The organism is Acinetobacter seifertii (assembly GCF_016064815.1).
Classification (GTDB): Bacteria; Pseudomonadota; Gammaproteobacteria; order Pseudomonadales; family Moraxellaceae; genus Acinetobacter; species Acinetobacter seifertii.
The window spans coordinates 55,993-70,139 of the sequence record NZ_CP065820.1 but is presented as its reverse complement, the minus strand read 5'-3'; the positions used below and the strand labels follow the sequence as shown (position 1 = coordinate 70,139).

General features: G+C 40.3%; 16 protein-coding genes. 10 read left to right on the top strand and 6 right to left on the bottom strand.

The features are described 5' to 3' along the window. Window positions 1-227: 227 nt before the first annotated feature. Entirely contained in the window at window positions 228-698 is a 471-nt protein-coding gene (locus I8T81_RS00325; RefSeq protein WP_198071876.1) for a DUF523 domain-containing protein, read from the top strand. Window positions 699-713: 15 nt separating this feature from the next. Here the strand turns inward: I8T81_RS00325 and I8T81_RS00320 are convergent, their stop codons facing one another. The 3 genes from I8T81_RS00320 to pncA all read right to left on the bottom strand — a co-directional run bounded on the left by I8T81_RS00320 (window position 714) and on the right by pncA (window position 3,872). Continuing rightward, window positions 714-2,057: an MATE family efflux transporter gene (locus tag I8T81_RS00320; RefSeq protein WP_198071875.1), complete on the bottom strand. Its 1,344-nt coding sequence runs from the start codon at window positions 2,055-2,057 to the stop codon at window positions 714-716. 177 nt (window positions 2,058-2,234) lie between these two features. Beyond that, window positions 2,235-3,173, bottom strand: a complete 939-nt coding sequence (locus I8T81_RS00315; protein ID WP_151761153.1) for a bile acid:sodium symporter family protein — start codon at window positions 3,171-3,173, stop codon at window positions 2,235-2,237. A gap of 54 nt (window positions 3,174-3,227) precedes the next feature. Then, a complete protein-coding gene (pncA, locus tag I8T81_RS00310) occupies window positions 3,228-3,872 on the bottom strand; it encodes a bifunctional nicotinamidase/pyrazinamidase (protein ID WP_004704744.1) in 645 nt (214 codons plus the stop codon). Window positions 3,873-4,201: 329 nt separating this feature from the next. On the opposite strand from pncA, the gene dapA reads away from it, so the two are divergent. The 5 genes from dapA to I8T81_RS00285 all read left to right on the top strand — a co-directional run bounded on the left by dapA (window position 4,202) and on the right by I8T81_RS00285 (window position 8,028). After that, window positions 4,202-5,095, top strand: coding sequence for a 4-hydroxy-tetrahydrodipicolinate synthase (gene dapA, locus I8T81_RS00305; protein ID WP_004704743.1), 894 nt, complete (start codon window positions 4,202-4,204; stop codon window positions 5,093-5,095). A 15-nt stretch (window positions 5,096-5,110) separates the two neighbouring features. Further along, window positions 5,111-5,710 (top strand): lipoprotein-34 precursor (NlpB), encoded by a 600-nt coding sequence (locus I8T81_RS00300; RefSeq protein WP_077165362.1) that lies wholly within the window; start codon window positions 5,111-5,113, stop codon window positions 5,708-5,710. Between the two features lie 36 nt (window positions 5,711-5,746). After that, window positions 5,747-6,466, top strand: coding sequence for a phosphoribosylaminoimidazolesuccinocarboxamide synthase (gene purC, locus I8T81_RS00295; protein ID WP_002119240.1), 720 nt, complete (start codon window positions 5,747-5,749; stop codon window positions 6,464-6,466). A 192-nt stretch (window positions 6,467-6,658) separates the two neighbouring features. Then, window positions 6,659-6,862, top strand: coding sequence for a hypothetical protein (locus I8T81_RS00290; RefSeq protein ID WP_019458601.1), 204 nt, complete (start codon window positions 6,659-6,661; stop codon window positions 6,860-6,862). Window positions 6,863-7,188: 326 nt separating this feature from the next. Next, window positions 7,189-8,028, top strand: coding sequence for a formate/nitrite transporter family protein (locus I8T81_RS00285; protein ID WP_191110331.1), 840 nt, complete (start codon window positions 7,189-7,191; stop codon window positions 8,026-8,028). A gap of 15 nt (window positions 8,029-8,043) precedes the next feature. Here I8T81_RS00285 and I8T81_RS00280 read toward each other — a convergent pair whose 3' ends face one another. From I8T81_RS00280 to I8T81_RS00270, 3 genes are all read right to left on the bottom strand, one after another. Next, window positions 8,044-9,309, bottom strand: a complete 1,266-nt coding sequence (locus I8T81_RS00280) for a replication-associated recombination protein A (RefSeq protein WP_004704731.1) — start codon at window positions 9,307-9,309, stop codon at window positions 8,044-8,046. A 105-nt stretch (window positions 9,310-9,414) separates the two neighbouring features. Beyond that, the gene (locus I8T81_RS00275; RefSeq protein WP_198072732.1) at window positions 9,415-10,584 is read right to left on the bottom strand and encodes a PQQ-dependent sugar dehydrogenase; all 1,170 of its coding nucleotides are present in this window, start codon (window positions 10,582-10,584) and stop codon (window positions 9,415-9,417) included. Between the two features lie 111 nt (window positions 10,585-10,695). Further along, complete coding sequence (locus tag I8T81_RS00270; RefSeq protein WP_019458604.1) at window positions 10,696-11,154, bottom strand: YcgN family cysteine cluster protein; 459 nt, start codon at window positions 11,152-11,154, stop codon at window positions 10,696-10,698. Window positions 11,155-11,347: 193 nt separating this feature from the next. Here I8T81_RS00270 and I8T81_RS00265 point away from each other — a divergent pair, with 193 nt between their 5' ends. The 4 genes from I8T81_RS00265 (at window position 11,348) to mutY (ending at window position 14,136) form a co-directional block, all read left to right on the top strand. After that, window positions 11,348-11,506, top strand: a complete 159-nt coding sequence (locus tag I8T81_RS00265) for a DUF1328 domain-containing protein (RefSeq protein WP_002053759.1) — start codon at window positions 11,348-11,350, stop codon at window positions 11,504-11,506. Window positions 11,507-11,677: 171 nt separating this feature from the next. Further along, on the top strand, window positions 11,678-12,415 hold the full coding sequence (locus tag I8T81_RS00260) for a dienelactone hydrolase family protein (RefSeq protein ID WP_004704724.1): 738 nt from the start codon (window positions 11,678-11,680) through the stop codon (window positions 12,413-12,415). 182 nt (window positions 12,416-12,597) lie between these two features. Beyond that, entirely contained in the window at window positions 12,598-12,960 is a 363-nt protein-coding gene (locus I8T81_RS00255) for an HIT family protein (protein WP_039253978.1), read from the top strand. A gap of 141 nt (window positions 12,961-13,101) precedes the next feature. Then, window positions 13,102-14,136 (top strand): A/G-specific adenine glycosylase, encoded by a 1,035-nt coding sequence (mutY, locus tag I8T81_RS00250; RefSeq protein WP_198071874.1) that lies wholly within the window; start codon window positions 13,102-13,104, stop codon window positions 14,134-14,136. Window positions 14,137-14,147 lie beyond the last annotated feature (11 nt).

Below are 14,147 nucleotides of genomic sequence, written 5' to 3'. Positions count from 1 at the left end.
ATTCCTAGATTTATGGAGGCCAACATCCTTGTTGGACCTCCAATGGCCATTTACCTTAAAACAGATGCTACTAAAAACAATTAAATTATGCAATACATAATTTAATTATGAATTGTGTAATTTATTAATCAAATTACTTGGTTTGTTTGCGCCTGATTTAGATTTCATATTTTATAAATCATTGGGTACACTCACATGGCTTTTAAAGTTCTAACGGCGGAAAACTCATGATTTTAATCAGTGCTTGTTTAATTGGTGAACCTGTACGTTATGACGGCCGATCATGCTTGCACACTACGCTTCAGCAGTTATTTTTAAATAAAAAAGCCCATGCACTTTGCCCAGAGTTATTAGGTGGATTTAGCACGCCTCGCTTACCCGCAGAAATTGTAGGAGGAACAGGTCAAGATGTACTTGATGGCAAGGCAAAAATTACTGACTCATCTGGTTTAGATGTGACAGCGCTCTATTTAAAAGGTGCTCACCGCACTCTAGAAATTGCACAGCAAATAAAAGCAAGTTGTGTGGTTTTAAAAGAAAATAGCCCATCTTGCGGCAGTCAAAAAATTTATAACGGAACTTTTCAAGGCGAGAAGATTACGGGTGTTGGGATTACCACAGCACTGTTACAGCACCATGGTTTTAAAGTGATTTCTGAAAACGAAATTGAAGAATGGTTAGCAGCACATCCCCTTTAACCATTGTCTGCTCAATCAAAATCCTCTTAATTGTTTTCTAAAACGGAAACATAAGGCGCTCATTAGACAAGCCACTAAATAACTTATGGCAGCCATACTCCAAAAACCATAAATTCCCATTGCAGAAATCGAATGACTCCCCCAATACAGCCCTTTATAGGCCATCCACCAACCACCACCCAATCCGAAACATAACACCACGACTAAAAAAATCAGCATGGGTAAAATTGAGACATCCCAACAGCGCAGCAAAGAGGTGAGTAAGGTCATGAAGCCATCTAGAAAATGAGATATACAGACAATTAACAGCAGTGATGCAGCCAAAACCTGCACAGCTAAATCATCTGAATAGAAGGTGACAATTAAGTCTCGCTCCAACCATAAACCTAGGGACAGACTGCCACTTACTGCCATAATTACCCATATACTTTGTCTGGCAATTTTGTTTGCTTCTTCCATGTTGCCACTGCCCATAGATCGCGACACCAAAATGCTATAAGCCGAGGCAATTGAGGAGGGAAAAATAAACATGAAACCGCCAGTGCTCGCGACAATTTGATGGGCTGCTGACACCACACTCCCAAAAGGCAAAATCAAAATAGCTACCGAACAAAATGCAACAACATCCATCAACGCCATGATCGCGGTAGGTATCCCTATTTTTAAAATCATACGCAGACTTTGTCGGCCATCTTCAACCGACCGTTCTGATTGCTCAATAAAAATGTAGCTTTTCTCTAGGAAAAACAGGTAATAAACAGCCAACATAAACCACCGTACAATGAGAGTGGCTAACAAAGCCCCTATGGCACCGAGTGGCGGAATTGAAAATAAAGCGACCCCATAAATCAAAAGATAGGACAAAATAATTTTAAGAATGAAAAAAATGCTATCTGATAATAAAACCTTATGCGCATTTTCAGTGACCTGAGACAAAGCTGTACATAGGCGCATCAGTAAATGCGCAGGTAAAATAAATACCAAGACCCAAATACAGTTTTTAGTAATTGAAACCACATGTTCAGATGCACCAAATAATTTTGGTAAATCACGAAACAAGTAAAGCAAGCCAATACTCACCAATGCCGAACATAACATCAGCCAAATGCCTTGAATAAAGATTTGACGAATATGGGGTATGTCATGGCAACCATATGCTTGTGAGAGCTTGAGGATCACACCTTGCAGAATACCCATCCCAATGACATAAATCACTGTATATAAAGATAAGGTCACCGATAATGCGGCGACATGATCATTACTAAAATGCCCTACATAAGCAATATCAACCAATCCACTTAAAACTAGAATTAAATTGCTTGAGAGCATGGGAATAAATAATTTAAAAATCTGGTTCATCAAAAAAAGCCTTATTTTTTTCTTTGCGATTTATGTTGATATTCACGTTATTTTTAGTGCATCAATTCAAAGCAAAAGACATACCAGTTCTAAATTCAGCTTCCTCTAAAATATTCTTTAAATAAAAAAGCCAAACTATTCGTTTGGCCTTCTTTTGCAATGTATGTTTTTCTACAGTTATTCTTGTTTGTGTTTACTTGCCCAATAAGTGGCAAGCGCAGGACCAGAAATATTGTGCCAAAGGCTGAAAATTGCGCTTGGTACAGCCGTAATCGGGGAAGCCGCAAAATGCACTGCTGCAAGCGCCACGCCTAAGCCTGAGTTTTGCATACCGACTTCTACCGCAATTGCTTTACTGTCTGCATAAGGCAATTTAAAGAAACGAGCTGCGGTAAAACCTAATAAATAACCAAATCCATTATGCAGTATCACTACCGCCAAAATAAGCAAGCCGGATTGAAAAATAGCTGCTTTGCTCCCACCAATAATGGCTGCCACAATCGCGACAATTGCAATAACTGAAACTAACGGCATGACTTGAATATAGGACTCGACCTGACGTTTAAGCCAAGTTCGCAAAATCAGACCAATCACAATAGGCAGTAGCACCACCTGCAAAATCGAAATAAACATCGAAGCTGCATCAATCTTTAACCATTGGCTAGCCAGCAGATAGAAAATTGCAGGAGTTAATAGAGGTGCTAAAAGTGTTGATACCGATGTACAGGCGACCGATAAAGCCACGTTGCCCTTGGCCATATAGGTAATCACGTTTGAAGCTGTTCCGCCTGGGCAACACCCCACTAAAATAACGCCGACTGCAATTTCAGGCGGTAAATCAAATAATTTACACAGAACAAATGCTAAACCGGGCATCACCACAAACTGGGCAACCACTCCAATCAACACCGCTTTAGGGCTTTGCAATACCCCTTTAAAGTCATCAACGGTCATGGTCATTCCCATACCGAGCATAATAATCCCTAAGATCCATGGGATGTACGCTTTAAGCCAGACAAAAAACTCAGGTTGCCATAGCGCTAGAGCCGCAAAAACGATGACCCATAAAGCAAACGTTTTCTGAACAAATTGAGTAAAACGTAATAATGCAGACATGCTGTTCATCCATATCAAATTGCAATTAAAGCCCAAACAACATGAGCACTCTCTCTAACATTCACTCAACAAGTCAGTCGATTGAATACGGACAACACCCTGTTGCTGCATCGCTTGCCATGCCTGTTCTAAAGAGCCGTTCAGATTAATACCTTTACAGGCATCTTCAATCACTAAAGTTTTAAAGCCGAGTTGAACTGCATCTAAAGCAGTCCATGCGACACAAAAGTCCGTAGCAATTCCGACCACATAAACCGTATCAATGCCGCGCTCTTTTAAGTAACCCGTTAAACCCGTCATTGTACTGTGGTCTGCTTCCATAAAAGCCGAGTAGCTATCAATATGAGCATGAAAGCCTTTTCGGATAATCAGCTGGGCCGTTGGGATATTCAAATCTGGATGAAATTCGGCATCATGGCTACCTTCTACACAATGTTTAGGCCAAAGCACTTGCGGTCCATAATCGAGCTCAATGGTTTCAAATGGCTGTTTACCCACATGGTTGGTAGCAAAAGAAATATGATTATCTGGATGCCAATCTTGTGTCAGAACGACATTTTCAAAACAACGCGCCAATTGGTTAATGGTTGGAATAATTGTATCGGCGTCGGCAACTGCTAAATTTCCACCCGGCGTAAAACCATTTTGTACATCAACTACGACTAAAGCCGAATTTTGTGGTTGTTTCTTCATTTTCATGCCATCTTAAGTCCCATTCGGGAAAAATATGCATTTTATCTTGCCATAAAAAAGACCGTAACAAGTAAGGATTCGCAGAATTGAACCATATTGTCATATTTACTGTCTTTTACTTGAAATGATCAAATTGGCATTCTATGTTTTGCTCAAGTTTACATAGGGTTTATCAGTTAAGCATATTGTTCTTATGCGTCTGATCAGTCATAATTTGCATAATTGTCATTCAACAATCTGTTATTGTTAGAACTGGACAATCAAAATACTGCAACCATCCCACATTTTGTTTTTCTTACCTCAGATTCGGATGGATAAATAGGATATTTTTTAAAATGACTCAGCAAGCACAGACCATTCAAGGCTCAATCGTCGCAATTGTCACTCCCATGTTGAAAGATGGCGGTGTAGATTGGAAGGGTCTTGAGAAGCTGGTTGAGTGGCACATAGAACAAGGTACAAACAGTATTGTAGCCGTCGGTACAACCGGCGAAGCCTCAACATTGAGCATGGAAGAGCACACACAGGTTATTAAAGAAATTATTCGTGTAGCCAATAAACGTATTCCAATTATTGCCGGTACTGGTGCAAACTCAACCCGCGAAGCAATCGAATTAACTAAAGCAGCTAAAGACCTCGGTGCTGATGCCGCTTTACTTGTAACACCATACTATAACAAACCAACCCAAGAAGGCCTTTTCCAACACTATAAAGCGGTTGCCGAAGCTGTTGAATTACCTCTTATTCTTTATAACGTACCAGGTCGTACAGGCGTAGACTTGTCAAACGATACAGCGGTACGTTTAGCAGAAATTCCTAACATTGTAGGTATCAAAGACGCAACAGGTGATGTGCCTCGTGGTAAAGCTTTAATCGATGCTTTAAACGGCAAAATGGCTGTTTACTCAGGTGACGATGAAACTGCATGGGAACTTATGCTTCTTGGCGCAGATGGTAATATCTCGGTTACTGCAAACATTGCACCTAAGGCAATGAGCGAAGTATGTGCGGTTGCAATTGCTAAAGATGAGCCACAAGCGAAGACGCTTAACAATAAGATTGCAAATTTACACAATATTCTATTTTGCGAATCTAACCCAATTCCTGTGAAATGGGCACTACATGAGATGGGACTGATTGATACTGGTATTCGTTTACCACTCACTCCTCTCGCTGAGCAATATCGCGAACCTCTCCGCAATGCCCTAAAAGATGCGGGAATTATTTAATAAGAGCAATTTATGATGCAATTACGTCTTGGTTTAGTCCTTGCAGTTTCAGCCTTAAGTTTAGCTGGCTGTGGTCGCTTCGCACTCAATAATCACTCTTTAGATTATAAAAAAGCAAAGCAACTCGCCCCGCTTGAGTATCCTGCCGATGCAACTGTACGACCAGCGACGCCTTTGTATCCTGCACCAACAGTAGACCAGCTCGCTATCGATCACGCACCGAAGTTTGAAAACAAGCGTGGCAATCGTTTTGCTTTGCCTCGCCCTGAACAAACTCAAGGTGATACAGCAGATACATCTGCTCAATCAGGTAGCGCGCTTAGTCGCCCTCAACTTGTAACAGATGGTAATAAAAACCCACTGTTAAAAATTGATGGAAGTACCGCTGAAATTTGGCAATACACCAAAGCAACCCTAAGCACGTTAAATTACAACATCATCGCTCAAGGCAGTAATCAAGCGACGATTAAAGTAAATGACAAAACTTATGTGCTTAAACTGACTGGTGTTGGCTCTAGTCATAGCCTTGCTCTCTTTAATCCAGACAACACTTTTGCAAGCCCTGAAGTTGCGGCAGAAGTGTTAAACCAGATTTACCAAAATTGGCCAGCCTAGTCGTTTACTAGGCATTTTTTTTTAAAAGGTTCCCTCATGTTAAAACAAACCTTGCTCTATACTGGTAAAGCAAAATCTGTATATGAAACAGACAATGCCGACCATCTGATTTTAGTCTTTCGTGATGATGCCTCTGCGTTCAATGGCGAAAAAATCGAACAACTAGATCGTAAAGGCAAGGTGAACAACCGTTTTAACGCCTTCATCATGGAAAAACTTGCTGCTGCGGGTATTGAAACGCATTTTGAAAAATTGCTTTCTCCAACTGAAGTTCTTGTTAAAAAACTTCAAATGATTCCTGTTGAATGCGTAATTCGTAACTACGCAGCTGGTTCTCTATGCCGTCGTTTAGGTGTAGAAGAAGGTAAAGAACTTACTCCTCCTACATTTGAATTGTTCTACAAAGATGATGGCTTAGGCGATCCAATGGTTAACGAATCTCAAGCGATTGCTTTAGGTTGGGCGACTGCTGAACAGTTAGAACAAATGAAAGTGTTAACTTATAAAGTAAATGATGTATTGAAAGCATTATTTGCTGAAGGCAACATGATCTTGGTGGACTTCAAACTTGAATTTGGTGTTTTCCATGACCGTATCGTACTTGGTGACGAATTCTCTCCAGACGGTTGCCGTTTATGGGACAAAGACTCTAAGAAGAAACTCGACAAAGACCGTTTCCGTCAAGGTTTAGGCGGTGTTGTTGAAGCTTATGAAGAAGTTGCAGCTCGTTTAGGCGTAGATTTATCTGACATCTAATTAGCCAGACTTTAGTAAGAAACCGAGCTGAATTGCTCGGTTTTTTATTTTCTAGGCACTAAAATTCAGGAAAAGTAGACAGATTTGTATATTTAATTAAATTATGACTTGCACAATATAAAAACAAAGCACTAAAATCTAAAAAAACATTAATTGCATCACAATAATTAAATTTAAAGTATGGTGAACCCTATGGAACTACTTAAGCCTGAAAAGAGATTAATGAATCACTCGATACATTTTGGTGAAAATCCATTAGTGATTTTATCTAATTTTAGCGACTCTGCTTTGAAACAAGGTTGGAGCGAAGCTGAAGTAGAAACCGTCATTTCTGAAGCTTCTCAAGGTGACTATATGAAACTCATACGGACTTTGAGAACATATACCTTACTTTAATTATTGTTACTGCTGTTATCTGATTTGCTGTAAATCTTTAGCGTCAATCCTTACTGATTTCTGACTTCTTCATCATAATTGCTCCCCTTTGACTCAGGCGGCAATTCGTCTTGTCATGCAAAGTTTTATCGACCTCTTCTTATATTTAGCTGTCCTATCTGGTTAATTGCTTTTATTTGCATAGTATTTTGCTTAGCGTCCTATCTTTCAATTTATAAAAAGATACATAAAGCTGTTATGAATCAACTAGATTTATTCTGAATGCTGCCTTAACAATAAACAAAAATAATAAGTAGAAAATATTTATTCTATGAGGAGTAAGCATGATGGACCATGAAATAGAGGAAAAAAAGGTCGAGCAAACCTTAAGCTGGCGTGAAAAAATGGCAGTCGAAGAACATGAAAAACTGTCACCGCGTTTAGTCTATGAAATTATCCGCCGTGATGGTGCAGAAGAGCTGGATCGGCCAACGGCTGCACTGATCTTTTCAGGAATTGCGGCAGGTCTAGTCATCAGTTTTTCTTTTGTGTTTAAGGCGATTATCGCTTCTTATCTTCCAGCTGATGCGATCTGGACTGATTTAATCACCAATGTCGGTTATACCATTGGGTTCCTGATCGCTATTTTGGGCCATATGCAACTCTTTACCGAAAATACCATCACCACAGTTGTACCTCTATTCAAGCCCTTTACTCTCGAAAAATTACAAGCTGTAGGCCGATTATGGGGAATTGTGATTTTATCCAACATCATTGGAACAGCTTTAGCGAGTTTATTTTTCCTCACTACTCACCTGTTTACACCCGATATTGACAAGGCACTAGACGAGCTAGCACATCATGTTGCGTCTTTTTCTGCGACCGAAAACTTACTGAAAGGTATTATGTCAGGGCTGTTAATTGCTGCACTAGTCTGGATGCTGCCTTCAGTTAGCAATAAATTCCTACTCATCTTTTTCATGACATATTTGATAGGACTCGGTGACTTTACCCATGTAGTAGTAGGTTCTACCGAAATGTCTTATCTAGTTTGGCAAGGAGATGCCTCTATTAGTGAATATATTTTTAATTTCCTGATTCCAACGACTATTGGAAATATTATTGGTGGTACAGGCGTGTTTACCCTACTGATTTATGGTCAGGTTACTGAGGAATTGGAACAATAGCAGGACTCAATAAAACTATTGTTCCTGCTGCCATCTGCGTTGCTGTAAGCGTTCGCCTTCAACCTCACGCTTGTTTCTTGCGGACTCGTAGAGTTTGGTTCCCTTCAACTCAGGTGGTAAATAGTCTTGCAGCACAAAGTGCTCTGGGTAATCATGAGGATAGAGATAATTGATGCCATAACCTTGCTGTTTCATTAGCTTGGTTGGTGCATTTCTCAAGTGTAAAGGCACTGGTAAATTTGCCGTTTTCTCGGCAAGTTCCAATGCTTTGTTAATTGCTAAATAAGTACTATTACTTTTTGCACTTGTTGCTAAATAAACCGCGGTTTGGCCCAAAATAATTCGACCTTCAGGCATACCCACTGCTTGAACAGAGCGGAAACATTCACCTGCAAGCAAAAGCGCATTTGGATTCGAGTTTCCAATATCTTCTGAGGCTGCAATCAACATACGTCTTGCAATAAAAACTGGATCTTCCCCGCCTTTAAGCATACGAGCCATCCAGTACAGAGCTGCATCTGGATCACTACCACGAATCGATTTAATAAATGCAGACACGAGGTCGTAATGCTGCTCACCCGATTTGTCATAACGTGCAATGTTTTGCTGGGCAACTTTTACCACCACAGCATTGGTAATGGTATTTTCAATTTCTGGCTCAAAAGTACTCGCAATTAAGTCCAGTAAATTAAGCGCTTTACGGGCATCGCCTGCTGCAAACTGCAAAAGGGCATCGTACTCTTCAATATGAATGTAGCGTTCTTTTAAGAATTTATCTGCTTGGAGAGCATTGTTGAGTAGCGTCTGAATTGCTTCGCTGTCTAAACTGTTTAAGGTATAGACCTGACAACGTGATAAAAGTGCACTATTGACTTCAAAAGACGGGTTTTCTGTGGTCGCACCTATTAAGGTAATTTTTCCTTTTTCTACAGCCCCTAGTAATGCATCTTGCTGTGATTTATTAAAGCGATGGATTTCATCAATAAAAACGACTGGTGTCAGTAAATCCCCACTTTCTGCAATCACTTCACGTAATTCTTTTACGCCCGTATTCAGAGCAGACAAACTCACAAATGGGCGGTCTATTGCTTGCGCCAAAAGCAAAGCAATTGTTGTTTTACCAACGCCTGGCGGTCCCCAAAAAATAATAGAAGGTAAATGCCCCTGATCAATCATTTGACGCAGTGGTGCGTGTTCACCTAACAAATGATCTTGCCCAATAATTTCAGACAAATCTCTCGGGCGCAGGCGTTCAGGAAGTGGAATATGGGTGTCTGACATCTCAAATAGCTTTATCGTCTTTTCACTATAGTCTATTGCGTCTCACAGAAATCTACAATTTGAATCTATGAGACACGTTCTTTATTTACAGGCTAACTCGTAGCATTAAGATGGTTTATTACTGAGTTTCAGCAAACGTGCATCTGGGCCATCTTCAATTACCCAAATTGAACCGTCTTGTGCTTCATGTAAACCACGAATACGTTGCTTCATCTCTAATCTTTGTATTTCTTTTACAGGTTTATGCTCTAAATCTACAACCACAATGGCTTTGGAAGATAACCCACCAATTAAGGCTTTATTTTGCCATGCAGGAAATTGTTGGCCTCGATAAATGATTAGGCTCGACGGTGAAATGACAGGTGTCCAATCAATCTCAGGTGCTTTAAATTCAGGGCGAGTATGGTGGTCTGGAATAGGCTCACCCGAGTAGTGGTCACCATTTGAAACGATTGGATAACCATAATTTTCACCTTTGGTAATAATATTAAGCTCATCACCACCTTTAGGCCCCATTTCAACTACCCAGAGTTGTCCTTTACGGTCAAAAGCCATACCTAAGGGGTTACGGTGTCCAAGTGACCATATTTCCGCAGTAACCCCACCTTGTTTATAAAAAGGATTACTTACGGCTGCTGAACCATCCTCATTTAAACGCAAGACTTTGCCCAAATTACTCTTCATGTCTTGGGCAGGATCAAACTTTTGGCGCTCACCTGAACTGACCCAAAGCTTCCCATCTGCATCAAAGAGCATACGATGTCCATAATGGCCTTGTCCTGAGACTTTAGGCACCTGCTGCCAAATCTGTTTCACCTCTATAAGTTTTAGCTGATTAGGATTAGATAAGTCTAATTTCGCACGTGAAATCACTGCACCAGATCCGCCTTGCCCTTTAGCTGCATAACTGAGATATATCCAATGATTTTTGGCAAAGTCAGGATGTAAAACAACATCGCCTAAACCACCCTGTCCGCCATAGTTCACCGCTGGAACACCTTGAACATCTAACATTTGTTTATTTGGGGGGTTAAAAAGTTTTAACTTACCTTGTCGCTCAGTGACTAATAAACGATGGTCTGGCAAACTGGTAATCGCCCAAGGTTCATTAAAATGTGCGACTGTCTCGACCTGATAAATTTGTTTGGCAGCACTAGTTTGCTCTGTTTTTGCAGTTGTATTTTGTTCAGGATTTTTTGAGTTGGTATTGTTAGAACCACAAGCCATTAATAAGAAAAAGCTACTACATAATAAGGGGGCTGCTAGTCGTTTCATCATTTTTATCTCCTTCGCTTTTATTTTTATATAACGGAGATGGTTAAAAACTTTACGATTAAAATGTTACTTTATTATACGCTGTAATTAAAAATGTCCATTGGGAGCGTATTAACGCACCCACCGTACCACATAATCTTCAAGATCATCTTCATGTACATCAGTTTCAGGAATACAACGCCCTGCAACAGATTTTTTTGCCTTAACTACGCTTTGTCTCGTACCCGTATTTAAATAATGCCAAGAAGGTAAATTTTTACCCTCGTTCAAACGTTTATAGGCACAACTTGAAGGTAGCCAGTGAATTGTTTTTAAGCTTTCTGGCGTTAACTGTAAACAGTCAGGCACTTGCTGTTGACGATTTGAATAGTCTGAACAACGCCCTGTACCACAATCAAGCAATTTACACGCTACCTTGGTGTAAGCAACCTCATGAGTATCTTCATCTTCTAGCTTGACCAAGCAGCATAAACCACACCCATCGCACAAAGCTTCCCACTCAGCCTGAGTAAGCTGCTCTAGCGTGTAATTTTTCCAAAATAATGGACGAAGTGAGGTCTCGGTAGACATAGGTTTTAACGGCTGTATACATAAAGCAAAGTCAGATTATAGCATTGAAGGCACTGTGCTTAAGGAAAGAAACTGTATTTTTAGCATCACAAAATGATTGTTTAATATACATTTCAACCACATAAACGACACATTCCGTGCAAAAAAGCCACTATATAGTAAAAACACAATGAAAAATAAGGAGGACAACATTATGTTCCGTTGGGCAATAATTTTTGCAGTGATTGCACTCATTGCCAGTCTATTAGGGTTTGGTGGTGTTGCAGGGTTATCTAAAGACTTTGCCGTGATTTTATTGGTTGTGGCTGTAATTCTCGCAGTTATTGGTTTTATTTCGCGAGGCCGAACCTAATTCAATCATGACTACATAAAAAGAAGGAACTTGTTTCCTTCTTTTTTATTGCCTAAATGTTTCTATCTTTTTCTTTTGACGTAGATTTTTACATAGTTATTAATATGAATTTTAATTTTTTATGCTTTAATCAAGCGTGTTTAAACCAAGTTTAATTTCAGGATTAATGTCATGAGTACAGCAATTAAAACCCGTGAAATTCAATATACTGCACCAGACGGCAGCCATTTAATTGGTTATTTTGCAGCTCCAGAAAGTGAAACACCTGTACCAGGTATTATTATTGGTCCTGAATGGTGGGGCCGTAATGAATATACTGAACAACGCGCACGTGAACTTGCTGAACACGGCTATGCGGCTCTTGCGATTGACATGTATGGCGATAAAAAAGTCACATCAACCGCAGCTCAAGCATATGAATGGATGATGCAGACATTTGAAGAGTTAGACACGGTGACTGATCGTGCCAATGCAGCACTTCAGACACTTGCTGCACAACCAGAAGTAAATAGTGAAAAACTGGCTGCAATTGGCTTTTGCTATGGTGGTAAAGTTGTATTAGACCTTGCGCGCTCAGGTGCACCACTTAAAGCAGTTGTGACATTCCATGCTACATTAGCACCGAAAGCACCTGCTCAAAAAGGCAACATTCAAGGTGAGGTTTTAGTTCTACATGGTGAACAAGACACCATGGTCACCTTAGAAGATGTTGCTAATTTTGAAAAAGAGATGCAAGCTGCTGAAGTTAAACATGAGGTAGTGGTTTTAAAAGGTGCTAAACATGGCTTTAGTAACCCGCTTGCAGATGAAAAAGCGAAAGCGAATGGTGTAGACCTTGGCTACAACAGCGAAGCGGAGAAACAAGGCCTTGCTAAAATGTACGCTTTGTTAGAACGTACTTTAAAATAAAAGAAGCAAATTTGGAGCAAATGTTTTTTGCATTTGCTCCCTTAAATGTTTATGACTTTGCAATATTTTTACTGTATTTTTTAAACCATACTTCAATAACTATACTCCCGTTGAGCTAGAGCAAAGCCTAGTCTTATTTCCCGCACTCGGGGTTTAATGGAATAACATGAGAGGATACAACAATGGCTGACAAGAAATGTCCGTATTGCGAATTTGATGAATATGACATCATTGATAAGAATGAATTTGCTGTAATTTTACCTGACCCAAATCCGTTGTCTAAAGGCCACTGTGTCGTAACTCCATTACGTCACGTCAACTCGTTCTTTGATATTACCTCTAAAGAACATCAAGGCTTACTTACACTTCTTGAGATTGCCCGCCACGAAACCCAGCTTCGTCATCAGCCTGCCGGTTTTCATATCGGCTTTAATGATGGTGAAGTGTTTGGCCAAAGCTCTGACCATTTCCACATTCATGTCATTCCATACTACAAAAACCAACCGTTGAAACTTGATCAACGTTGGGGCGTAAAAGAGGATTAATCCTCTTTATGCTTGAAGCAGAGACCACTTATTTTCAAGTGATCTCTGTTTTAACAGGCTCGTTCTGGTTGCCTGCTTTAAACAAAACTTCTCTCCAATTTCAGCTATAATTTAGTTCTTACTTTTCTTCTATAGCTGTTCATGCCTGAATTTTCTTTTTCTGATGCCCTCTTAAACTGGTTCGATCAACATGGTCGTCACGATTTGCCTTGGCAAGTTGCAGATGATCCATACAAGGTTTGGGTTTCTGAAATTATGTTACAGCAGACTCAGGTAAAAACAGTTCTGCAATATTTTGATCGCTTTATGGAGCGCTTCCCAACGGTAGAAGCTTTAGGTCATGCAACTTGGGATGATGTCGCTCCTTATTGGGCTGGCCTTGGCTATTACGCTCGTGCTCGCAATTTGCATAAAGCCGCTGGCCTTGTAGCACAACAAGGTAAGTTTCCTGAAACCCTAGAGGAATGGATTGCTCTACCCGGCATTGGACGCTCTACAGCAGGCGCACTTATGTCTTTAGGTTTGCGTCAGTACGGTGTGATTATGGACGGCAATGTGAAACGTGTTCTAGCGCGTTTCTTCGCTATTGAAGATGACTTAAGTAAGCCGCAGCATGAACGTGAAATGTGGAAACTCGCTGAAGAGCTTTGCCCTACGCATCGTAACCATGACTATACTCAAGCCATAATGGACTTAGGTGCAACTATCTGTACGCCTAAAAAACCGCTGTGTTTATATTGCCCAATGCAAGCTCATTGTCAGGCCTATCAACAAGGTTTAGAACAAGAACTACCTTTAAAAAAACCAAAAAAAACTCCGCCTGTTAAAACGGCAGACGTTCTTATTATTCAGTGTGAAGATGAATGGTTCTGGCAACAACGCCAAGCCCATGGTCTATGGGGTGGTTTATTCTGTTTACCTATTTTAGAAAATGAACATGAACGACTGAGCATAAGCCAGCAATTTAAATTACAGCCTCAAGCACAAACTTTTCAGATTAGTCATAGCTTCACTCATTTCACATGGCTACTTAATGCTCATGTGTTCCACGTGGAACCTGATCAAAAAGAACATCTGTCGATTGAGCTTGAAGGCCAATGGCTGACTCCAGAACAAGCAATTTCCAAAGGCGTACCAACTGCAATGAAAAAATTGATCTCGACTAGCCGTTCATGACATAGTGGTCA

Bases quoted from the DNA above. Each gene is read 5' to 3' on its own strand.
- I8T81_RS00325 (WP_198071876.1), top strand. From the start codon at position 228: ATGATTTTAATCAGTGCTTGTTTAATTGGTGAACCTGTACGTTATGAC.
- I8T81_RS00320 (WP_198071875.1), bottom strand. From the start codon at position 2,057: ATGAACCAGATTTTTAAATTATTTATTCCCATGCTCTCAAGCAATTTA.
- I8T81_RS00315 (WP_151761153.1), bottom strand. From the start codon at position 3,173: ATGTCTGCATTATTACGTTTTACTCAATTTGTTCAGAAAACGTTTGCT.
- pncA (WP_004704744.1), bottom strand. From the start codon at position 3,872: ATGAAAATGAAGAAACAACCACAAAATTCGGCTTTAGTCGTAGTTGAT.
- dapA (WP_004704743.1), top strand. From the start codon at position 4,202: ATGACTCAGCAAGCACAGACCATTCAAGGCTCAATCGTCGCAATTGTC.
- I8T81_RS00300 (WP_077165362.1), top strand. From the start codon at position 5,111: ATGCAATTACGTCTTGGTTTAGTCCTTGCAGTTTCAGCCTTAAGTTTA.
- purC (WP_002119240.1), top strand. From the start codon at position 5,747: ATGTTAAAACAAACCTTGCTCTATACTGGTAAAGCAAAATCTGTATAT.
- I8T81_RS00290 (WP_019458601.1), top strand. From the start codon at position 6,659: ATGGAACTACTTAAGCCTGAAAAGAGATTAATGAATCACTCGATACAT.
- I8T81_RS00285 (WP_191110331.1), top strand. From the start codon at position 7,189: ATGGACCATGAAATAGAGGAAAAAAAGGTCGAGCAAACCTTAAGCTGG.
- I8T81_RS00280 (WP_004704731.1), bottom strand. From the start codon at position 9,309: ATGTCAGACACCCATATTCCACTTCCTGAACGCCTGCGCCCGAGAGAT.
- I8T81_RS00275 (WP_198072732.1), bottom strand. From the start codon at position 10,584: ATGAAACGACTAGCAGCCCCCTTATTATGTAGTAGCTTTTTCTTATTA.
- I8T81_RS00270 (WP_019458604.1), bottom strand. From the start codon at position 11,154: ATGTCTACCGAGACCTCACTTCGTCCATTATTTTGGAAAAATTACACG.
- I8T81_RS00265 (WP_002053759.1), top strand. From the start codon at position 11,348: ATGTTCCGTTGGGCAATAATTTTTGCAGTGATTGCACTCATTGCCAGT.
- I8T81_RS00260 (WP_004704724.1), top strand. From the start codon at position 11,678: ATGAGTACAGCAATTAAAACCCGTGAAATTCAATATACTGCACCAGAC.
- I8T81_RS00255 (WP_039253978.1), top strand. From the start codon at position 12,598: ATGGCTGACAAGAAATGTCCGTATTGCGAATTTGATGAATATGACATC.
- mutY (WP_198071874.1), top strand. From the start codon at position 13,102: ATGCCTGAATTTTCTTTTTCTGATGCCCTCTTAAACTGGTTCGATCAA.